This is a genomic window from Prosthecobacter sp. (genome assembly GCF_044227185.1).
Lineage (GTDB): Bacteria > Verrucomicrobiota > Verrucomicrobiia > Verrucomicrobiales > Verrucomicrobiaceae > Prosthecobacter.
Window position 1 is genome coordinate 451,125 of the sequence record NZ_JBGAFO010000003.1, and the last position, 21,020, is coordinate 472,144.

The 21,020-nt window shown below is 63.5% G+C and carries 16 protein-coding genes; 9 read left to right on the plus strand and 7 right to left on the minus strand.

From position 1 onward, the window contains the following. The first annotated feature begins 2 nt into the window (after nucleotides 1-2). The 3 genes from ACILSQ_RS09680 to ACILSQ_RS09690 all read left to right on the plus strand — a co-directional run bounded on the left by ACILSQ_RS09680 (nucleotide 3) and on the right by ACILSQ_RS09690 (nucleotide 4,782). On the plus strand, nucleotides 3-3,182 hold the full coding sequence (locus tag ACILSQ_RS09680) for a UvrD-helicase domain-containing protein (RefSeq protein WP_395743402.1): 3,180 nt from the start codon (nucleotides 3-5) through the stop codon (nucleotides 3,180-3,182). 116 nt (nucleotides 3,183-3,298) lie between these two features. Beyond that, on the plus strand, nucleotides 3,299-3,865 hold the full coding sequence (locus ACILSQ_RS09685) for a sigma-70 family RNA polymerase sigma factor (protein WP_395743403.1): 567 nt from the start codon (nucleotides 3,299-3,301) through the stop codon (nucleotides 3,863-3,865). Further along, nucleotides 3,865-4,782: an anti-sigma factor domain-containing protein gene (locus tag ACILSQ_RS09690; protein ID WP_395743404.1), complete on the plus strand. Its 918-nt coding sequence runs from the start codon at nucleotides 3,865-3,867 to the stop codon at nucleotides 4,780-4,782. The genes ACILSQ_RS09685 and ACILSQ_RS09690 overlap by 1 nt, the downstream gene beginning before the upstream one ends. A 25-nt stretch (nucleotides 4,783-4,807) precedes the next feature. Here ACILSQ_RS09690 and ACILSQ_RS09695 read toward each other — a convergent pair whose 3' ends face one another. From ACILSQ_RS09695 to ACILSQ_RS09705, 3 genes are read right to left on the minus strand one after another with little or no spacing between them, the layout of a single operon-like run. Next, the gene (locus ACILSQ_RS09695) at nucleotides 4,808-6,202 is read right to left on the minus strand and encodes an efflux transporter outer membrane subunit (RefSeq protein WP_395743405.1); all 1,395 of its coding nucleotides are present in this window, start codon (nucleotides 6,200-6,202) and stop codon (nucleotides 4,808-4,810) included. After that, complete coding sequence (locus ACILSQ_RS09700; protein WP_395743406.1) at nucleotides 6,189-9,371, minus strand: efflux RND transporter permease subunit; 3,183 nt, start codon at nucleotides 9,369-9,371, stop codon at nucleotides 6,189-6,191. Before ACILSQ_RS09700 ends, ACILSQ_RS09695 begins: the two co-directional genes overlap by 14 nt. A gap of 7 nt (nucleotides 9,372-9,378) precedes the next feature. After that, nucleotides 9,379-10,524, minus strand: a complete 1,146-nt coding sequence (locus ACILSQ_RS09705) for an efflux RND transporter periplasmic adaptor subunit (protein ID WP_395743407.1) — start codon at nucleotides 10,522-10,524, stop codon at nucleotides 9,379-9,381. Between the two features lie 123 nt (nucleotides 10,525-10,647). Here ACILSQ_RS09705 and ACILSQ_RS09710 point away from each other — a divergent pair, with 123 nt between their 5' ends. The 4 genes from ACILSQ_RS09710 (at nucleotide 10,648) to ACILSQ_RS09725 (ending at nucleotide 15,344) form a co-directional block, all read left to right on the plus strand. Next, nucleotides 10,648-11,577, plus strand: a complete 930-nt coding sequence (locus ACILSQ_RS09710) for a LysR family transcriptional regulator (RefSeq protein WP_395743408.1) — start codon at nucleotides 10,648-10,650, stop codon at nucleotides 11,575-11,577. Between the two features lie 131 nt (nucleotides 11,578-11,708). Then, a complete protein-coding gene (locus ACILSQ_RS09715; RefSeq protein WP_395743409.1) occupies nucleotides 11,709-12,923 on the plus strand; it encodes a phosphoglycerate kinase in 1,215 nt (404 codons plus the stop codon). Between the two features lie 134 nt (nucleotides 12,924-13,057). Next, nucleotides 13,058-13,858 (plus strand): triose-phosphate isomerase, encoded by an 801-nt coding sequence (tpiA, locus tag ACILSQ_RS09720; RefSeq protein ID WP_395743410.1) that lies wholly within the window; start codon nucleotides 13,058-13,060, stop codon nucleotides 13,856-13,858. A gap of 64 nt (nucleotides 13,859-13,922) precedes the next feature. Beyond that, entirely contained in the window at nucleotides 13,923-15,344 is a 1,422-nt protein-coding gene (locus ACILSQ_RS09725) for a neutral/alkaline non-lysosomal ceramidase N-terminal domain-containing protein (RefSeq protein WP_395743411.1), read from the plus strand. Here ACILSQ_RS09725 and ACILSQ_RS09730 read toward each other — a convergent pair. From ACILSQ_RS09730 to ACILSQ_RS09740, 3 genes are read right to left on the minus strand one after another with little or no spacing between them, the layout of a single operon-like run. Continuing rightward, nucleotides 15,325-15,912, minus strand: coding sequence for a methyltransferase (locus tag ACILSQ_RS09730; protein ID WP_395743412.1), 588 nt, complete (start codon nucleotides 15,910-15,912; stop codon nucleotides 15,325-15,327). The genes ACILSQ_RS09725 and ACILSQ_RS09730 overlap by 20 nt on opposite strands. After that, a complete protein-coding gene (locus tag ACILSQ_RS09735; protein WP_395743413.1) occupies nucleotides 15,912-16,427 on the minus strand; it encodes a hypothetical protein in 516 nt (171 codons plus the stop codon). The genes ACILSQ_RS09730 and ACILSQ_RS09735 overlap by 1 nt, the downstream gene beginning before the upstream one ends. Then, nucleotides 16,424-17,821: a DUF1501 domain-containing protein gene (locus ACILSQ_RS09740; protein ID WP_395743414.1), complete on the minus strand. Its 1,398-nt coding sequence runs from the start codon at nucleotides 17,819-17,821 to the stop codon at nucleotides 16,424-16,426. The genes ACILSQ_RS09735 and ACILSQ_RS09740 overlap by 4 nt, the downstream gene beginning before the upstream one ends. Nucleotides 17,822-17,917: 96 nt before the next feature. On the opposite strand from ACILSQ_RS09740, the gene ACILSQ_RS09745 reads away from it, so the two are divergent. Together ACILSQ_RS09745 and alr are read left to right on the plus strand one after the other, a co-directional pair. Next, nucleotides 17,918-18,493: a DUF1802 family protein gene (locus tag ACILSQ_RS09745; protein ID WP_395743415.1), complete on the plus strand. Its 576-nt coding sequence runs from the start codon at nucleotides 17,918-17,920 to the stop codon at nucleotides 18,491-18,493. 15 nt (nucleotides 18,494-18,508) lie between these two features. After that, nucleotides 18,509-19,630, plus strand: a complete 1,122-nt coding sequence (gene alr / locus ACILSQ_RS09750) for an alanine racemase (RefSeq protein ID WP_395743416.1) — start codon at nucleotides 18,509-18,511, stop codon at nucleotides 19,628-19,630. 1 nt (nucleotide 19,631) lies between these two features. Here the strand turns inward: alr and sufD are convergent, their stop codons facing one another. Then, on the minus strand, nucleotides 19,632-20,990 hold the full coding sequence (sufD, locus tag ACILSQ_RS09755) for a Fe-S cluster assembly protein SufD (RefSeq protein WP_395743417.1): 1,359 nt from the start codon (nucleotides 20,988-20,990) through the stop codon (nucleotides 19,632-19,634). Nucleotides 20,991-21,020 lie beyond the last annotated feature (30 nt).

Below are 21,020 nucleotides of genomic sequence, written 5' to 3' on the forward strand. Positions count from 1 at the left end.
CTGTGAACCGCCTCCGCCACATCCTCGTCTCCGCCTCCGCAGGTTCGGGCAAAACCTACCAGCTCGTCCGGCGGCATCTGCACCTGCTCGCGCTCGGGCAGGCGCCGGAGGGGATTGCCGCCATGACTTTCACACGCAAGGCGGCGGGGGAGTTTTTTCAGCGCATTCTGCAGCGGCTGTCCGTGCTGGCGCAGCATGATGAAAGGCCGGAGCAGTATTTCGCGGGCATGGCGCCGCTGCCGGCGCAGTGGCCGGAGTTCGTCGTGCTGCTGCGCAGGGTCACGCAGCGCCTTCACCGCCTCCGCCTCGGGACGATGGACAGCTTTTTCTCCAGCATCACCGCCTGCTTTCCGCTGGAGCTGGGCCTGCCGCTGGGCGCCAGTGTGATGGCTGAAAATGAAGCGGCGCAGGCGCGGAGGGAGGCGCTGGACGCCCTGCTGGAGCGCATCCATTCCTCGCAGGATGAGCATGCAGGCCGCGCGCTGCTGGAAGGATTCAAGCAGGCCACCTTCGGCATTGAGGAGCGCAGTGCGGCGGGCAGCTTGGAAACCTGGATCGACAATCATCACGCGACCTGGATGGACAGCGGGGATGGTTCCTCCTGGGGCACGCTGCCAGGTCTGGTGCTGGAGAGCAGCACCGGCCTTGCGGCGGCGCTCGATGATCTGCGGAATCGTTTTGTGCCGCGCACGGATGAAGGGGCGGGCTACATCCAGGAACTGATCTCCGAAGCCTCCACCCTGAAGCCTGGGACCAGCGTGCCGCGCCGGGTGAAGTACTTTCTGGAAAAGACAGCCGCCGTCTGGCAGGAGCTGAAATCGGGCAGGGCGGAAATCGCCTGGGGGCGCGGAAAAAAAACCGAGCTCACCGGAGAAACAGCGCGCGCCTGGATGCGTGTGGCGGTGGAAATCCTCAACCTGGAGCTCGTCTGCCGCGCGCAGCGCACCCAGGGCATGGCCGCGCTGATGAAACTGTACGAGGCCGAGTATGCGCGCCGCGTGCGCTCACGCGGGCGCCTGTCCTTTGCCGATGTGCAGAGGCTGCTGGCGGCGGCGACCACGGATGGCGCGGGATGGGCGGACGGCGAAAGCGGGGATCTGTGGTTCCGGCTCGACGGGCGCTATGATCACTGGCTGTTTGACGAATTTCAGGACACCAGCCGCGTGCAGTGGAATGTGGTGCGCGGCCTGGTGGATGAGGTGATGCAGGATGACTCCGGCAGGCGCAGCTTTTACGCGGTGGGTGACCCGAAGCAGTCCATCTACCTCTGGCGGCAGGCGGAGCCGGGGCTGTTTGACGATGTGCTGGGCGAATGGCCGCACCAGGGGGAGGACGGGCTGGAACCGCAGACGCTCAGCCAGTCCTTCCGCAGCGCTCCGGCCGTGCTGGATGCCGTGAACGCGGTCTTTGCGGATCCGGCGCGCATCGAGGCGCTGCTTCCCGGCTGCACCGCTGGCTTTGCCTTCAAAGCCCATGAGGCGGCGGAACGGAACCGGAAGCTGCGCGGTTATGCCGCGCTGCTCAGCGTGGTGAATGAAGAAGGCCAGCGCAGCGCCTCCACCACGACGGCGGTGACGGCTTTGCTGAATGAGATCCGGCCGCTGGAGCGCGGACTCACCTGCGCGGTGCTGGTGCGCGGCAACAAGACGGCCAACGCCATCGCCGAAGAGCTTCGTGCGACGACGGGGATGGAGATCGTGTGCGAATCCCAGATCTATCCCGCCACGGACAATGCCGTGACGCTGGCGCTGCTGTCCCTGCTGCAGCTTGCGGCGCATCCGGGGGACACGCTGGCGCTGGAGCATCTCAAGATGACGCCGCTGTGGCAGCTCATCGAGTTTCCACGGCAGAGCTGGCTGCAGACCTGCCATCAGGTGCGTGAGGAGGTGTTTGAGCGCGGCTTCGTCGGCTTCACGGAAGTGTGGACGCGGCACCTGCGCACGCTGCTGCCGGAGATGGACGCTTTTCACGAGCTGCGGCTGCGTCAGTTTGGCGAAATGGCCGCCGAGTTCGATGCCGGCGGCTCGCGGGATGTGGACGCCTTTTTGCAGCATGCCCACGAGATGCCGGTGCAGGTGCGCGGCGCGGCAAACGCGGTGCAGGTGATGACCGTGCACAAGGCCAAGGGCCTGGAGTTCGACGTGGTCATCCTGCCCGATCTGGATGGCGAGGCGATGGACGCTGTGCGGCGGCGCTCCTTGATCGTGAACCGGGATGCGCGGGGCATCTCCTGGGTGCTGCAGGAGCCGCCGCGTCTTTTTGTGCCCCTGCATGAGGCTTTGCATGAGGAAAGGGAGGCCGCGGAACGGCAGTCGGGTTTTGAGTCGCTCTGCCGTCTGTATGTGGCCATGACACGGGCCAAGCGCGGGCTGTACCTGATCGCCGAGCCGCCGCCCAAGGCCAAAGAGCCCGCCATGAAAGAGGCGCAGTTTTTGCGCCGGATGCTCGACGTGCCCGAGGGCGGAGAGGCTGAGCCCGGCGCTGCCTACCATGCAGAGTGGGAGACAGGCGAGGCGCAGTGGTTTGCCGCGTGTGCGGGCACAGCGCCCCAGCCGCCGCCGACGCCGCCGGCGGTGCATCCTCTGGGGGATCTGCTGCGGGAGTTTCAGCCGCTGGCCAGACGTGTGACTCCCTCGGGAGAGGAGGCCTTTGAGATCAAAGGCAGCATGCTCTTTGGCGCAGGGAGGGAGCCGGGCCGCAGGCTGGGGAATCTCGTCCACGAACTGCTCGCCCAGGTGGAATGGTGGGATGGGGGGGGCAGCATGACTGCTTTGGAATCACGCTGGCGGGAGGCCGGACTGCTGCGCGGGGAGGCGGTGGAAGGGACTGCCGTGGAGATGGTGCGTGCCGTGCTGCGGTCAGCCGCGGCAGCTTATGTTTTTGGCAGGCCTTCACCCGAGGCCCAGGCCTGGAGGGAGCGGCCGTTTGATTTGATCCACGAAGGGAGCTGGATCAGCGGTGTGTTTGACCGGGTCATCATCCAGCACGACTCGGTGCGACTGATTGATTTTAAGACAGATGAAGCGGCGGACGAGGCGGCCCTGGCTGAAAAAGTGGCGGGATACCGCCCGCAGATCGTGCTCTACCGGCAGGCGCTGGCGCGGCTGACGGGCCTGAAGATGGAGCGGATTCATTCGTCCCTGCTCTTCACCAGAAGCTGCCGTTTGGTGGACGTAAAGTGACTTTTTTTTGAATCCAGGCGCCGTTTGGTGACGCAAAAACTTGTGTGACCGCATTAGCTCTGGCATGGAATCCGCGCTTCGCAGCCTTTCAGGCGCGATTCGTGCCCCCTCCTTTAATGAGCCAGCCAGAACTCAGCGACGAAGACCTGCTCCAGCGTGCCGGACGCGGGGACACGCGCGCGTTCGACCAGCTCTATGACCGTTTCGCCCCGCGGCTCTTCGGGCTTCTGCGCCAGATGCTGTATGATGAGCGTGAAGCCGAAGACATTTTGCAGGACGGCTTTGTGCTGCTGTGGGAGCGCGCCTCCACCTTTGATCCTGACCGCAGCAAGGCGTTCACCTGGGCCGTCATGCTGTTCCGCCACAAGGCGATCGACCGCATGCGCATGCTGGGCCGGCGCAACCGCCTGGTGGACGGCGCGGTGGTGGAGCAGACCACGCTGGCCGCCTCCGTTCATGCCAGCACGGTTGACGAAGTGCAGGCGGCCGAACGCGGCATGGTGGTGCGCGAAGCCTTGAACGAGCTGCCCAAGGAGCAGCGCCAGATGATTGAATTCGCCTTTTTGAAAGGGCTGACCCACCATGTGATTTCTGAATCGCTGAGCATTCCGCTCGGCACGGTAAAGACAAACATCCGCCGCGGGCTGATGCGCCTGCGCGATCTTTTGAAAGGGGGCGCGTGATGGAACAGGAACGATTTGAAGAACTGGCCGCCATGAATGCGCTCGGCATGCTGGAGAATGACGAGAAGCGTTCCCTGGACGGCGCCATCGCGCGCGACAAGGAGCTGCGCGCGCTCAGCATGGAGCTGGACCAGGCGACCGCGGAGCTGGGCCTTCTCGTCAAACCGGTGGAACCGCCGGCAAACATGAAAAAGCGCATCCGTGCCAAGATGCGCGCCACTGGCGTCAAAGGGGCCGGGGTCTCACGCGGCTTTGTCATCGGCGGCATCGGCTGGGCGCTCGCCGCGTCCTTTGCCGTGGCTTCAGTCTGGCTGTGGCGGGAACGTGCCGGGATGACGCAGCAGCTTGAGGCCGCCTCGCGCGCCATCGCCCCTGTGAACAGCCCGGCCACGCCGGTGGTGGATGACGGCAAGGCACGCACGCTGGAAGAGGAGCTCAAAAGGCGGCGGGATGAATTTGAGGCGCAGAAGAAGGCGCTTCAGGCTGAGATCGACGTCCTGCGCAAAGGCGAATCCGACGCCAAGGCGGAAACCGCGAAGGTCACCGCCGAGCTGGCCGCCCTCAAACAGCAGGAGCAGGAGTCAAAACTGCAGATCGCCACTCTGCAGAGCAAAGTCTGGGAATACCGCCGCAGCGAGATGCTCGTGGTCTGGGACGAGAAGCGCAGCCAGGGAGTCGTCGTGCTCGACAAAATGCCCAAGGTGGAGTCTGACAAAGACTACCAGCTCTGGGTCGTCGATCCCGCCAAGCCGAATCCGATCAGCGCCGGCGTGGTGGCCGTGGACTCCAAAGGCGCCTCGAAGACCACTTTTAAACCCGTTGAGCCCGTGACCGGGGAGGCGAAGTTCGCCATCAGCGTTGAGAAAAAAGGCGGTGTGCCCAAGGCTGAAGGCCCGGTCATCATGGTAGGACCTTGATCCTCCAGACTTCCGCGGCGGGAACTCAGCCGTTCCAGCCGCCGCCCATCGCCTTGTAAATGCGCACCCAGGCGGTCGCCACGCGGGTGCGGCTCAGCACGATGTCGTTCTGCGCATTGAGGGCCACGCGTTCGGCATCGAGCACGGTGAGGAAATCCGCGATGCCGTCCTGGTAGCGTTTGCGCGCCAGCGTCGCCGCCTCACGCGCGGAACCCGCGGAAGCCTCCAGATGGTGCAGGCGCACGCGCTCGCGGTCGTAGGAGGTCAGCGAGTTCTCCATTTCCTCCAGAGCCAGGAGGACGGTCTGCTCGTAGCGGGCCAGCGCGGTGTCGGCGCGCTTTCCGGCGGCGGCGATCTGCTGGCGCACGCGGCCGAGATTGAAGGCCGCCCAACTGATGCGCGGGCCCAGCGTGTAGGCGTCCGCGCCTGAACGGTCCGTGAAGTAGGCCAGCGTGGATGCTTCGAGATTGACGCGGCCGCTGAAGGTGATGCGGGGAAACAAGTCCGCGACCGCCACGCCGATGCGTGCCGTCTCGGCCGCCAGGGTGTCTTCGGCCACTCGAATATCTGGACGCCGGCGCAGCAGCTCCTCCGGCTTGACGATGCTGATCTGGGAAGGCACGGCGGGCTGCTTTTTGCTGGGCTGCAGCCGCGGACGGAGGTCCGAGGGATTCTGCCCGCACAGAACCGCGATGCGGTGGATGGACCTGGCGATGTTTTCCTGGTAGGTGGGGATCTGCGCCTGCGTGGCGTTCCAGAGCGCATTGGCGCGGGCCACGTCGAGCTGGGTGCCGCGCCCGCCTTTGAGCGAGGCCTCGGCGATGTGCAGAGCATCGAGCTGATTGTGCGCGTTTTCATTGGCCACCGTGAGCTGTGCCTGGGAGCCGCGCAGTTCGAGGTAGTTGATGGCGATCTCTGACTGCAGCGAAATCAGCAGGTCATTCAAATTGGCATCCACGGCGCTGGAAGTGGCCCTGGCGGCTTTGATGGAATTGCGGATGCGGCCGAAGAAATCCAGCTCCCAGTCCGCATCGAAGCCGACGCGGTACAGTTCATAGTCCCGGGTGCGCAGGCCTGAGAAGGAAGTGGCGCCACTGCGGACGCTGTCATAGCCCGCGCCGAGGGTGACGGTGGGGGCGAGATTGAAGCGGGACTCACGCCACAGGGCGCGGGCCTCCAGCAGGCGCGCGCGGGCGGCGGCGAGGTCTTTGTTCTGCGCGTCGGCGGTGGCCACCAGATCGTTGAGCGTGCTGTCATTGAGCCTGCGCCACCACGCGGCATCCACCTCCTTCGCCCTGGCCACGTTTGCCCGCGATGCGAAGTCCCCGGGCATCTTCGGCTGCGGTTTGACGAACTTCGGCCCCACGTTGCAGCCGGAGGCCACGCAGATGAGAAACAGAACAGGTTTAATGGGCTTCATGAAGCGCTGGAGTAGGGGCGGCTGACTGACGACGACGTTCACGACGTTCGACGAAGGCGCGCAGGATGACATAAAACACGGGCGTGAAAAGCAGGCCGAAGAGCGTGACACCGATCATGCCAAAGAAAACCGCCGTGCCCAGCGCCTGGCGCATTTCAGCGCCCGCGCCTTTGGCGAGCACCAGCGGCAGCACGCCAAGGATGAAAGCGAAGCTGGTCATCAGGATGGGGCGCAGACGCAGGCGGCAGGCCTCGACTGCGGCCTTCACCCGGTCCATGCCCTGGTCCTGGAGCTGCTTGGCAAACTCGACGATGAGAATGGCGTTTTTCGCCGCCAGCCCCACCAGCACGACCAGGCCGATCTGGGTGAAGATGTTGTTGTCCTGCGCCCGCAGCCACACCCCGCCGATGGCGGAGAGCAGACACATGGGCACGATGAGGATGATGGCCATGGGCAGGCTCCAGCTTTCATACTGCGCGGCGAGCACCAGGAAGACAAAAATGACGCAGAGAGGGAAGATGTAGATCAGCGTGTCGCCAGCAAGGATCTGCTGGTAGGTGAGGTCCGTCCACTCGATGGCAAAACCCACGGGCAGGTTGTCTTTGGCAAGCCGCTCGATCTTTTCGATCATCTGGCCGGAGCTGACGCCCGGCAGGGTGTTGCCGTTGATGTCCGCGGAGTAGTAAAGATTGTAGCGCTGCACGCGGTCCGCGCCGCCCGTCTTGACCACTTTCACCAGCGCGCCCAGCGGCACCATTTCGCCATTGTGATTGCGAATTTTGATGCGGGCGATGTCCGCCGGGTCTTTGCGGAAGGTCGCATCCGCCTGTGCGGTGACCTGATAGGTGCGACCATAGAGATTGAAGTCGTTCACATAGACGGAACCGAGATAAATCTGCAGCGCTTCATTGAGGTCCGCCAGGGAGACGCCCATGGTCTTCGCCTGTGCGCGGTTGATCTCCAGCTTGAACTGCGGTGTCTTGGCGCGGAATCCGGTGATGAGGGAGATGAGGCCCGGCTCCTGCTGGGCGGCAGCGAGCAGTTTCTGCGTGGCGGCTTCGAGCGCCGGCAGACCGGCGTTGTTGAGGTCCTGCACTTGGATTTTGAAACCTCCGGCATTTCCCAGGCCGCGCAGCGGCGGCGGGGGCAGCACCAGCACACGACCTTCCTGAATGGTGGAGAATTTTTTGCGGATGACGGCCAGCAGGCCATCGCCCTTGAGCTCGGGAGCCGGGCGTTTGGCGAACTCATCAAAAACCAGGAAGGCGGCGCCGACGTTGGGCTGGTTGGCCTGCAGCACAGAGGAGTAGCCGGAGATGGCGAAGGTGTGGGCGATGCCCGGAATCTCCCGCGCCATGGCGTCCATCTTGCGCACCACGGCATCGGTGCGTTCGAAGGAGGCGGCATCCGGAAGCTGCACGAGCACAATGGCATAGCCCATGTCCTGGGAGGGAATGAACCCGGCGGGCACATCTTGAAACAACTTGCCTGCCAGACCGATCAGCGCCGCATATCCGACCAGCACGAGCACGGCCAGACGGATGAGCCTGCCGACCATGCCGGCATAGAGATCAGAACCAAACTGGAACACGCGGTTGAAGGCGCGGAAGAACCAGCCAAACAGCAGGTTCAACAGACGGCTGAACCAGTCCTGCTTGGCCCCGTGCGGCTGGAGGAGAATGGCGCAGAGCGCGGGGCTGAGCGTGAGGGAATTGAAGGCGGAAATGACGGTGGAAACCGCGATGGTGAGCGCGAACTGGCGGTAGAACTGGCCGGTGATTCCGCTGATGAAGGCCGTGGGCACAAACACCGCGCATAGCACCAGCGCCACGGCGACGACGGCGCCGCTCACCTCGTTCATCGCCTGCACGGAGGCATCATGCGGGGAAAGTCCTTTGGCGATGTTGCGCTCCACATTCTCGACCACGACGATGGCGTCATCGACGACAATGCCGATGGCGAGCACCAGGCCGAAGAGGGAGAGATTGTTGAGCGAGAAACCGAGCGCCTGCATGACGGCCAGGGTGCCGATGAGCGACACGGGCACGGCCAGCAGCGGAATGATGGAGGCGCGCCAGCTCTGCAGGAAAACGATGACAACGAAGACGACGAGGAGGATGGCCTCCATGAGCGTGTGGCGAACGGACTCGATGGAGGAGCGGACGAACTTGGTGGTGTCGTAGTTGATCTTGTAATCGATGCCCGGCGGGAAGCGTTCCTTGAGCTGACCGAGACGTTTGTAAACAGCATCGGCCGTGGAGATGGCATTGCTGCCAGGGAGCTGGAAGATGCGGAGCGAGACCGCATTGTAACCGTCCATGTAGGTGCGGCTGGAGTAGTCGCGGGAGCCGAGCTCGATGCGGGCCACATTGGCCAGGCGCACCACGTCTCCCTGCCTGCCGGTTTTGAGGACGATGTCGCCAAACTCCTCCGCCTTTTTCAGACGGCCGGGGGCGGTGATGGTGTACTGGAACTCCGAGCCTTCTGCGGCGGGAGGCTGGCCGAGCGAGCCGGCGGCGACCTGCACGTTTTGCTCACGAATGGCGCGCACGATATCACCAGCCGTGAGGCCCAGGCCGGCCACTTTTTCCGGATCGAGCCAGATGCGCATGGAGTAATCCAGACCGCCGAGAGAGGAGGCCTCCGCAACGCCGGGAATACGGGCCAGTTCGTTTTGAATCTGCAGGGTGCAGTAGTTGCTCAGATAGGAGACATCACGCGATCCGTCGGGACTGTAAAACTGGGCCGACAGCGTGAGGTCAGGCGAGCGTTTGTTCACATTGACGCCGAGACGACGCACCTCCTCCGGCAGGCGGGACACAGCGGCGTTCACGCGGTTTTGCACCAGCACCTGGGCCTCGTTGAGATCCGTGTTGAGGCGGAAGGTCACGGTGATCTGCACCTTGCCGTCGCTCGTGGATGAGGAGGAGAGGTACAGCATGTTCTCCACACCGTTGATCTCCTGCTCCAGCGGGGTGGAGACCGTCTCCGCCAGCGTGCGGGCATCCGCGCCGGGATACGTCGCGGAGACCACCACCGTGGGCGGAATCACCTCCGGGTATTGCGCGATGGGCAGCGCCACGTAGGCCAGCGCGCCCAGCATCGTGATGACAATGCTCAGCACGGCCGCAAAGATGGGCCGGTCCACAAAAAAGCGGGCGAAATTCATGATTGTGTTACTTGGTGGCCGCCGCCGCCGGCTGCATGTCCGTGGGGGTGGGTTTCACTTTGGCGCCGTTGCGCACGCTCATCAGCCCCAGCACGATCACCCTGTCCTCCGCCTTCAGGCCGCTGCGCACCACGCGCATGCCATTGAGGAGCGGGCCAAGGGTGATGGGGCGATAGACCGCCTTGTCCTCGGCATCCAGGATCCACACGAAGCTGCTGCCCTGATCGTCACCCACGGCAGAATCGCGGATCAGCAGGCCGTCGTATTCGCCGCTTCCCGGAATGCGCACCTTGGCAAAGAAGCCGGGCGCCATCAGCCGGTCGGCGTTCGGAAACACGGCGCGCGCACGGATGGTGCCCGTGGCCGGATTGATCTGGTTGTCCACGAAATCCACTTCGCCATGGTGCGGCCAGCCCTCCTGGTTGATGAGCGCCATCTCCGCGGGAATGCGTTCAAACATCGCGCTCGTGCGCTCGCCGTTCTTGTGCATCTCGCGGTACTTCAGCACGGACCGTTCATCGGCCTCGATCTCGCAGTAAATCGGGTCCAGCTCCACGATCGTGGTCAGCAGGGTGGCCCCCTGCGTGCCTCCGGTCACCAGATTGCCCTCCGTCACACGCGCATCGCTGATGCGCCCGCTGATGGGGGCGCGGATCTGGGTAAACTCCAAATCGAGCTTCGCGGCACGCAGCGCGGCTTCCGCACCGCGCACGCCGGCCTGCTCTCCGGTGGCGCTTTTCAGGCGGCGCTCCGCCTCCTCCACGGAAATCGCCTGCCCCTGCCGCAGAGCCGTGGCGTTTTTCGCCTCCACCCCGGCCAGCTCGGCGGCTGTTTTTGCCTGGGCCAGCATGGCTTCGGCACGCTCCACAATGGCCTCATAGGGGCGCGGATCGATGGTGAAGAGCAGGTCTCCCGCCTTGACCTCCGTGCCTTCTTTGAAACTCACCTGGGTGATGTAGCCGGACACCCGGGAGTGAATGTCCACGCGCTCACGCGCTGTCAGCCGTCCCGTGAACTCGTCCCAGTCCTTCAGCCGCTGCGCGATGGGCTTTGCCACCGTGACCTGCGGGACGACCGCCGGCGGGGCGCCACCAGGCCCCGCGGCATCCCGTTTGCAGCCGGTGAGAGCGCCGAGCATAAGGACTCCCGCCATGGCATGCCTCCGCATAGGGATGCAGAAAATAGGGAAAAGCGGTTCGCGTTGCATGGTCAGAGTTACGTACACCGCGGTCTCTTAAACAGTGCATAATGGACATATCGGTTATACAGTTTCCGCATGACCAGCCTCTCCGACCTCCATTACATCCGCGAATTCGTCCAGATCGCCGACTCCGGAAGCATCTCCGGCGCCGCCAAAGTTCTGGGCATGGCGCAGCCCACGCTCAGCCGCCATCTCGCCTCGCTGGAGGCCCAGATCGGCGCTCCTCTCGTGCGCCGGGACACGCATTCCATGAGCCTGACTGACGCCGGCATGATTGTCCTTTCGGATGCCCGTGAGCTCCTCACTCTCGCGGACCGCATGGGCAGCCGTCTCCGGTCGGAGCGCCGCGCCCTGCGCGGGCACCTCCGCATGGTGTCCGTGGTGGATGTGGGCCAGTGGATCGTCTCGCGCGTGCTGTCACGGTTCCAGAAGCTTCATCTGGGCGTGAGCACGGAGCTTCACCTCATCAACCGGCCCACCAAGTTTATCAAAGAGGGTTTCGACTGCGGCATCATGGTCGGCGCGCCCACGGACCGCCGCGTCACCCTTCGCAAGATCGCCCAGATTCACCGGCGCCTCGTTGCCGCCCCCTCGCTGCTGAAATACCACAGCCTCCCCACCCGTCCGGATGACTTGTACCGCATGCCCTGGCTGGGAATTCTTCAGCCTCATTTCTATTCACGCGACCGCGTGGAGCTGGAGCGCTCCCGGCAGGTGAAAAAGCTCAAGCTCTCCCCGGTCATGCTGCTGGACACCGTCACCGCGCTGCGTGAGGCCGCCATTGAGGGCGCTGGCTTCACCATTCTTCCAGAGTGGATGGCCGGGCGGGACATCACCGCCGGGCGTCTTGTCCAGCTCCTGCCAGACTGGCACCTCGCCCCGATTGATCTTCAGATCGCCCACGCTGCACACGAGCACCTGCCCCAGCGGGTGAAAAGCCTCATTGAGTACCTGGAGCAGGAGCTCCCTCTCGAAATCCATCGCCTCGATCTGAATGAGCGCTAGGCATTCGTCCTACTGGTGCGACAGCCTGCGCTGCACACTGAAAAAAATCCATGCGCAACGAGCACGCTCTGTGCTAGGAATCCCGCCCCCTGCCGCCCCGCGGCTCCGTTTGACCCCCATCCAAAAACACCATGCCCAAGCAGACCATTCGTGATCTCGACCTCGCCGGAAAACGCGTCTTTGTGCGCGTCGATTTCAACGTCCCCCTCGAAGAGAAAGACGGCCAGATGGTCATCACCGACGCGACCCGCATCCAGGAGACGCTGCCCACCCTCAAGTTCCTGATCGAAAAAGGTGCCAAAATCATCCTCGCCAGCCACCTGGGCCGCCCGAAGGGCAAGCCGGATCCCAAGCAGAGCCTCGCCCCCGTGGCACCCGCCCTCAGCGCCCTCATTGGCAAGCCCGTTGCCTTTGCCAGCGACTGCGTCGGTGAAGAAGCCAAGTCCAAGGCGCTCGCCCTGGGCAACGGTGACGTCCTCCTGCTTGAAAACACCCGCTTCCACGCCGGTGAAGAAAAGAACGACCCCGAACTGGCCAAAGGCATGGCCGACCTCGCGGAAGTCTTTGTGAACGACGCCTTCGGCTCCGCCCACCGCGCCCACAGCTCCACCGCTGGCATTGCGGATTATCTTCCCGCCGTCTCCGGCCTCCTCATGGAAAAGGAGCTCACCTGGCTGCATGACGAGCTCGAAAACCCTGAGCGCCCCTTCGTCGTCATCCTCGGCGGTGCCAAGGTGAACGACAAGATCGGCGTCATCAACCGCCTGCTGGAAAAAGCAGACACCATCATCATCGGCGGCGGCATGGCCTACACCTTCCGCAAGATCGTCGAGGGCATCTCCATCGGCAAAAGCCTCTACAAACCCGAGTGGGAGCCCATCGCCCAGGCGGCTCTGGACAAGGCCAAGGAGCGTGGCGTGAAGATCCTCATCCCCGTGGATGCCATGATCACCGACGCCTTCGACTTCGACGCGAAGAAGCTCGGCAACACCAAGTTCACCGCCGCCGGCGAAAGCATTCCGGACGGCTGGGAAGGCGTGGACATCGGTCCTGAGTCCGTGAAGCTCTTCTCCGAGGAAATCGCCAAGGCCAAAACCGTCATCTGGAACGGCCCCATGGGCGTCTTTGAAATCAAGGAAAGCTCCAAAGGCACCTTCGACGTCGCCGAAGCCGTCGCGGCCAACTCCTCCGCCAAGACCATCATCGGTGGCGGCGACAGCGTGAAAGCCGTCAAGAAGGCCAAGCTCGGCGACAAGATGACCTTCATCTCCACCGGCGGCGGCGCCTCCCTCGAACTCCTCGAAGGCAAAGTCCTCCCCGGCGTCGCCTGCCTGAAGGACAAATGATTCAAGCCGTTTGCGATGGTTTGCGGTAGTTGGCGATGGTTTGCGATTGTTTATCCAGACCCTCCCAGCCCTCCGAAAAACCATTGCAACCCACTGCAAACCACCGCCAACAATCGCAAACTTCTTCCCCTCTTATGGCCCTCGCCCACTTCCGCAAACCCATCATCGCCGCCAACTGGAAAATGCACATGACTCCGCAGGAGACGGACGACTTTCTCCGCGCCTTCGCCCGTCTCGTGCCGGACAAGGTTCCTGTGCAGATCGTCGTGGCTCCGCCCTTCGTCAGCCTGGCCAAGGCCCAGGACGTGCTGGTGAATGCCCGCGAGCAGAGCGTGGAGCTGGCCGCGCAGAACATGAGCGCGCAGCCTGCCGGCGCCTTCACCGGCGAGATCAGCGCCCGCATGATCAAAGAGTGCGGCTGCAAGCACGTCATTCTCGGCCACAGCGAGCGCCGCAGCCTGTATGGCGAAACGAACGCCATCGTGAATGCGAAGGTCCTCGCCGCCCTTGAGGCCCGCCTGCATCCCATCCTCTGCATTGGCGAAACCCTCGCCGAGCGTGACAACGGCCAGATCGAAGACGTCCTGGGCAACCAGCTTCGCGAGTCGCTCGCAGATGTGGGTCCCCGCCGCATCACCGACTGCGTCATCGCCTACGAGCCCGTGTGGGCCATCGGCACCGGCCGCACCGCCAGCCCCGAGCAGGCGCAGGAAGCCCACGCTTTCACCCGCCAGGTGCTGGGAGAACTCTTTGGGGAAGACGTGGCGGCCAAGATCCGCATTCAGTACGGCGGCAGCGTGAAGCCCGGCAACATGGCCGAGCTGATCAGCCAGAAGGACGTGGACGGCGCCCTGGTGGGCGGCGCCAGCATGGAGCCCGGCAGCTTCTGGGAGATTTGCCGTGCAGCCATCGACTGGGCGAACGCTAACATGTAGGGGTTTCCACTACTTTTTGAATTAAACTTGTTTGTACACGTCGCATTTGTCCATAATTGGACAAATGCGACGAATCATCCTCCCGATATTCTTGCTCGTTCAGGCGCCCCTGGTGGCGCAGACCGCGTCGTCCTGGAAGGCTGGCGCGGCTGATGCGGACATCACACCGGCCTATCCGGTGCGTCTCAGCGGCTACGGCAGCCGCACGACCGAAACCCAAAAGGTGGCGCAACGGCTGCATGCCAACGCCCTCGTCCTGCAATGGCAGGATGATGCGCCCGCCGTGATCGTCAGCGTGGACAACTGCGGTGTGCCCGCGGCGGTGCGTGCGGAGGTGCTCAAACGCCTTGGCGCCCAGGGCAGAAAGCTCGCCGATGAGCGTTTCGCCCTGCATTCCACCCACACGCATTCCGCCCCCATGCTCAAAGGGGTGCTGCCGTTCCTTTTCGGGGAAGACCTTCCGGCGGACCAGATGACGCGCATCGAGCGCTACACCGAGGACCTCACCGCGCACCTCGTCAGCATTGTCGGCCGGGCCATGGACAAAATGGAGCCCGCCCGGCTGGAATGGAGCGTGGGAAAGGTTTATTTCGCCTTCAACCGCCGGCTGAAAACCGACACAGGAGTGCAAAACGCCCAAAACTTCAACGGGCCGACCGACCGCGCCCTGCCGGTGCTGTGCGTCAAGTCTGCCGATGGAAAGAGGCTCATCGCCACGCATGCCAGCTACGCCTGCCACTGCACCACCCTCGGCGCCAATGAGATCCATGGTGACTGGGCCGGCCTGGCGCATGAGGAGCTGGAGCTGCGCTTCCCCGACTCCGTCTGCCTCATTGCCATCGGCTGCGGGGCGGATCAAAACCCCTACCCGCGGACGGAAAGCCGCTTCGCCCTTGACCACGGTGTCACTATTGCCAAGGAGATCGTGCGTGTCATCAACAGCCCCATGCAGCCTCTGGAAGGTCCGCTGAACTGTGTGCATCGGGAGGTCATGCTGCCATACGACAGGCTGCCCACCAAGGCCGAATGGCAGGCCAAAGCCGCCGACCCAAACAAATGGACGGCTTATCATGCCAGGCAGCATCTGGCCATGCTGGAGCGCGGCGAAAACATCCCGCCCGCGCTGGCCTATGACATCCAGGTCTGGAACTACGGCGGCGACCTCCTCACGATCAATCTCCCGGGCGAGGTGGTGGTGGACTACAGCCTGCGCTTCAAAAACGAGTTCGACCCCGCGCGCACGTGGGTGAACAGTTACACGAACGACGTGCCCTGCTACATCCCCTCCCAGCGTGTCTGGCAGGAGGGCGGCTACGAGGCGGGCGGTGCCATGATCTATTATGGGCGGCCCACCCGCTTTGATTCGGGCATCGAAGACATCATCGCAGGCACGGTGAAACAGCTCGTGCCGCAGGAGTTCAGCGCCCGGCGCATGCAGAACCCGCCCGCGCCGCTGGCGGAGGAGCTCAGCACGCAGGTGAAGTGAGGCGCAGCACGCGCAGGCACTCCCGGCCTTCCCGTCCGGGATAGGCCGCCGCGGGCACCTGGCTCTCGACGATCTGGAAGCGCTCCGCGAACAGGGCGGTGAGCTCCTCCGTGGAAATGCCGAAGGGCGGGCCGGTTTCCCCTGGGTCCATGTCTGGATTGATGTAAAACACTCCCACCAGCAGGCCTTCCGGCTTCAGCAGGGAAATCACGGCATCCCGATATTTCGCGCGCCACTCGGGCGGCAGCGCACACAGGCAGGTGTGCTCCACGATGGCGTCATACTGCCCGCGGAACTCAAACAGATCCGCGCACACGAAACGCTCCGCGAGGGCGGGATGGCGCTCCTTGGCGCGTGCCACGGCAGTCGGCGCAATGTCCAGCCCGTACGCATCAACGCCCAGCGAGACGAGGTGCGCCACGTCATGCCCCAGACCGCAGCCGGGTACGAGCACCCGGCCTGAAAGCGTGTGGCCGGCCAGCCATTCCACCAGCGGCGGTGCGGGCAGGCCTTTGTCCCACGGCGTGAAGTTTTCCTGATAGGCCTGGTTCCAGTCGGTGATGTTCACTACGGCAGCTTCTGTTTCTCGTGTTTGATCACACCCTGCAGGGTGGTCTGTCCCGTGTCACCCGTAAAGGTCACCTTGCTCTCGATCACCTCCTTTGCCTCATCCGCAAAGGCTTCGGTGATGACGATGCTGCTCTCGCCGTTGCCGGTGATCGCCTTGAGCTCAAAGGTCAGGTTCACCTCGGACACATGCCCTTCGAAGTGGATCACCTGCGAGCTTTCCGCGCCGGTGAGCAGCGCGTCATAGCTGTCCGCTCCTTCGTTGTAGGTGATCGTCCATTGAAACGGCTGCGTGTCGCCGTTGATCGTGCGGGTCCCTTTCACCACAAAGGAATTGTCCCCGTCGGCGCTGCCAGTCCACTCCTCCTTGACGTCGAGCGTGCTGTTCTCGCCCTTCAGTTCGCCGGCAGCCTTCCAGGTGCCGATGTAGTGTTTGAAGACGGGGTTGACGCCAAGGTCCTTGGCCGGAAGGCTGGCGGCGGCCAGCAGGCAGAGGGTGGTGAGCAGTGTTTTCATGCGATGATTTCCTGGATGACTTTGCCGTAGCTGATGGGGACGGGGCGGTTCACCACATCGCGCACTTCCGTTTCGGGCTGAATGCCGAGCAGGTGATACATCGTGGCGGCCAGATCATCCGGCTTCACCGGTTTGTCGGCGGGGTGCTCGCCGTTTTTGTCAGAGGCACCATGCACGTAGCCGCGCTTCACGCCGCCGCCCGCCAGCAGCGCCGTGTAGCACTGGGGCCAGTGGTCGCGGGAGACGTTCTTGTTGATCTTCGGTGTGCGGCCAAATTCACCCACCCACACCACCAGCGTCTCATCCAGCAGGCCGCGTTCATCGAGATCGGTCAGCAAGGTCGGCAGTGTCTGCTCGGTGATGGGCAGGTGGAATTTCTCGATGATCGGAAACATCCGCGTGTCATTGAAGCCGTGCGTGTCCCAGCCGCCTTCGGTGGTGCTTTGCCCGCCGATGCTCTGGGCGAAATTCACCGTCACAAATTTCACTCCGGCCTCCACCAGCCGGCGTGCTAGCAGCAGGCTCTGGCCGTAAGGGGAGCGTCCGTAGCCATCGCGCACCTTGTCCGGCTCCTTGGTGAGATCAAAGGCGGCGCGCAGCTTCTCGCTGTGCAGCATGGCCAGCGCCTTGTCATAGTAGCTCTCGATGCCACGCGCCTCGGCGGAGTAGTCCAGCAGCCGCGTTTGGGAATCCACCAGCTTTTGCAGTTCACGCCGCGCGCTCAGCCGCTCAAAGCTCACGCCGCTGGGCAGGCTCAGTTCCGGCAGCGCAAATCCCGGCGCGCTGGGGTCCCGCAGCACGATGAAGGGATCGTGCTCCTTGCCCAGGAAGCTCGCGCGCTGGCCCGGTGTCACCGAGCCGTCGCTGACGATGTAGGGAAAGGTGGCGGAGGTGGGGATTTCGCCCCGCAGCGGCGCAATCTTGTCCACCACGGAGGAGTAGGCGGGAAACAGGTCCGGTGAATCCTTCAGCCGCTGGTCATCGCTCGGCGGGGCGTTGCCGCTCAGCGCATAGTAGCCGGCGCTGTTGTGATTCTTCATCGTGTGATGCACGGACCGCACCAGCGTCACCTTGTCCATCACCTTCGCCGTCTTCGGCAGCTTCTCAGAAACCCAGATGCCATCCGCATTCGATTTGATCGGCTTGTGGAAGCCGCGGATGCCTTCCGGCGCGTCCGGCTTCATGTCAAAGGTCTCCAGATGGCTCGGCCCGCCCCACTGAAAGCAGAAGATCACCGACTTCGCCCGCGCCACCAGCTTCTCCATTCCCTGGTTCTCCGCACCGCGCAGAAAGCGCGGCATCGTCAGGCCAAACATGCCCAGACCGCCTGCCGAAAGAAGCTGGCGGCGGCTGATGCGGGTGCAGGCACCCGTGGGATTGAAAGGAGAAGCCATGCTGGAAATCAAACGTGGCACAGCATGCCCCACTTTCCGCGCTCTGCCAGCACTTGCGGGCGGCTTTGCGGCGTAGTATCCGCACTGTACACACCCATGCCCAACCTCACCTCCCCCATTGGCTTCAAAGAATGGTCCTTCGTCTGCGACGCCCTCGCCCAGGGCCGCCTCAGCCTCATTCTGCGCAAAGGCGGCATCCATGAAGGCCGCGGCGGCTTTGAGTGGAAGCACCGCCAGTTTTTCCTGTTTCCCACGTGGTTCCACAACCAGGCCGAAAAGCTGAGCTGGGTGCCGGAAAACACCCAGCGCGACTTCCCGCCGGAGGAACAGCGCACCAGTGTGGACATCGACGGCTGCGCCACCCTGGAGCAGGTGTGGAAGGTCACCGACTGGGACAAAGTCGCGGCCCTGGCCCCGCTGCACATCTGGAATGAGGACATCGTCAAAGAGCGCTTCGTTTACGATGACGAAACCTGCCTGCACGTCGCCCTCGTCCGCGCTTACAAGCTGCCGCAAAACTGGCACTTCCCGTATGCCAAAAGCTACGGCGGCTGCCGGTCATGGATCACCCTGCCGGAGGAGGGCCTGCCTCTCGCCGCGGCTGCGACGCCTGCGCTGAGTGATGCTGCTTTTGCGGATGTGTCAGCACAGTTGAAAGCGATCCTGGGCTAGTCGAGTGTTACTCACTTGAATCCAGCCGACGCCATCCGACCCGCCCACGCCGAAATCAACCTCGGCGCCATCGCGCAGAATTATGACGCCATCCGCGCCCATGTGGGCGCGGCTCAGGTGATGCCCGTGGTGAAGGCAAACGCCTACGGCCACGGCATTGTCGAGGTGGCGCGGCATCTGATGAATCATGGCGTGCCATGCCTCGGGGTGGCTCTTCTCGAAGAAGCCATCGCCCTGCGTCAAGCCGGCGTGACGATTCCCATCCTTGTCTTCGGGGGCGTGGCCACGCGGCAGATTCCCCACTTCATCGCCCATGGCCTGATGATGGCGGCGTCCTCCATCGACAAACTGCGGCAGATTGATGAAGCCGCCGCCGCGGTGAAAACCAAGGCGCGTGTGCACTTGAAAATCGACACCGGCATGGAGCGCATCGGCATGCATTGGTACAGCGCGGAAAAGCTGCTGGAGGCCAGTCTGAGCTTCGCGAATGTGGAGGTGGCCGGCATCTATTCGCACTTCGCCAGTTCGGATGCGGCGGACCTCTCCACCGCCAGAGAGCAGCTCTCACGCTTCCTCGAAGCCCTCGAGTTTTATCCCAAACGCGGGCTGCGCCCGCCGCTGCGGCACATCGCCAATTCCGGCGGCATCCTGCAACTGCCGGAGAGTCATCTCGACCTCGTGCGTCCGGGCATCATGCTCTATGGGGTGTATCCCTCCAAAGAGGCGCGCCGCACCGTGGCGCTGACACCGGCGCTGAGCTGGAAGTCTCAGGTGGTGTATTTCAAGGTCGTGCAGCCCGGCAGCTCCGTGAGCTATGGAGGTACGTGGACCACGGATCATCAGGTGCGCGTCGTCACCGTGCCGGTGGGTTATGGCGATGGCTATTTTCGCGCGCTCTCCAACCGCGGTCAGGTGCTCATCCGCGGCCAGCGTCATCCGATCGCTGGACGCGTGTGCATGGACCAGTTCATGGTGAATCTGGAATGGGGCACCGCCTACAATGGCGACGCGGTGACCCTCATCGGCAGCGATGGCGCTGAAACCATCACCGCCCAGGACGTGGCGGACTGGGCGGGCACCATCCCTTATGAGGTGCTGACCAACATCAACGCACGGGTGCCGCGCGTTTACGTCTGATTTACTCAGCCCGCTCCAGCTTCTCATCAATGCGCGCCACCAGCGTGTCGAGCAGTTCGCCGTTGCCAAAGCGCTCGATCACACCGGCCAGGAAGCCTTCGATGATGAGCTTGCGGCTTTCGCTGTCGCTGATGCCGCGCGCTTTGAGGTAGAAAAGCTCTTCATCGCTGATCGGTCCGCTCGTGGCGCCATGGCTGCACTTCACCTGGTCCGCGCTGATTTCGAGGCCGGGGAGGCTCGTCGCCTCGGCCTCGTTGCTGTTGAGCAGGTTGCGGCAGGTCTGGTAGGCGTCCGTGTAGTGCGCGCCTTCATCCACGGTGATGAGGCCGCTGAAGATGCTGCGGGACTTCCCATAGAGGGCGTTCTTGTACAGCAGGTCGCTGCTGGCGTGCGGGGCCTTGTGATTCTGCAGCGTGCGCTGGTCCACGACCTGCTGGCCAATGGGCAGGGACACGCTGAGCATGTCGCTGCGGGAGCCTTCGCCGATGAGGTCGCTCACGCTCTCACTGCGGCTGAAGCTGGCACCGAGCTGCACCTGGAAACTCTTCACGGCGGCGTCGCGCCCGGCCACGATGCTGGAAAGATGCAGCGCCTGTGCGTCGTCCGCCAGCTCCTGGCAGGCCGCGTAGGTGATCTTGCTGCCACGCCCGCCCACAAGGTCGGCGATTGCGATGCTCAGCCCTCCTTCGCCATCCAGGCTGCGGTAGTGATCCACCACGCTCACCTCGGCATTGTCGCCGGTGACGATGAGCGTGTGCGGGAAGATGGCGGCATGGTCGCCCACCACCCAGTGGAAAATTTCCACCGGCTTGTCCACGGCGACATTCTTCGGCACGATGACCACCGTGCCCGCCTTCACATGCGCCAGATGCAGCGCCGCAAACTTGGCGGAGCCCAGCGTCATTTCGCGCTGCATGAAGTGCTGCTTGAGCACGTCTCCATGGTCGCGCAGCGCTTCGGCAAAGGTCACACAGACCACACCCGCAGGCAGGCTGCTCGTTTCAGACTCCACCAGCACATCGTTCACAAAAACAAACCGCGCCGCACGCTCCTTGAGCCCCTGCGTCGCAGCCAGGGCTGCCTCAATGTTCTCCTTCGTCGGCGCAGCCGCAGGTGTGTGATCCGCCAGCTCGATCTGCTTCGAGTTTGAGTAGCGCCAGTTTTCATCCTTCAGCCCCGGCATGGGCAGCTTTTGAAACTCGGCCCACGCTGCTTCAGAGCGGGCCAGGAACCATCCCGGCGCAGTTTTTTCATCGCGCACAGGCACGGTGATTTCGAGACCGGATGGAGCGAGAGAGTCGGAGTCTTGGGACACTGGGACGGGAGTGTTTTTGGGTGCGGGTGCGAGAGTGGCGGACATGATGAATGACGGTGGTATTGATGCGGGCGG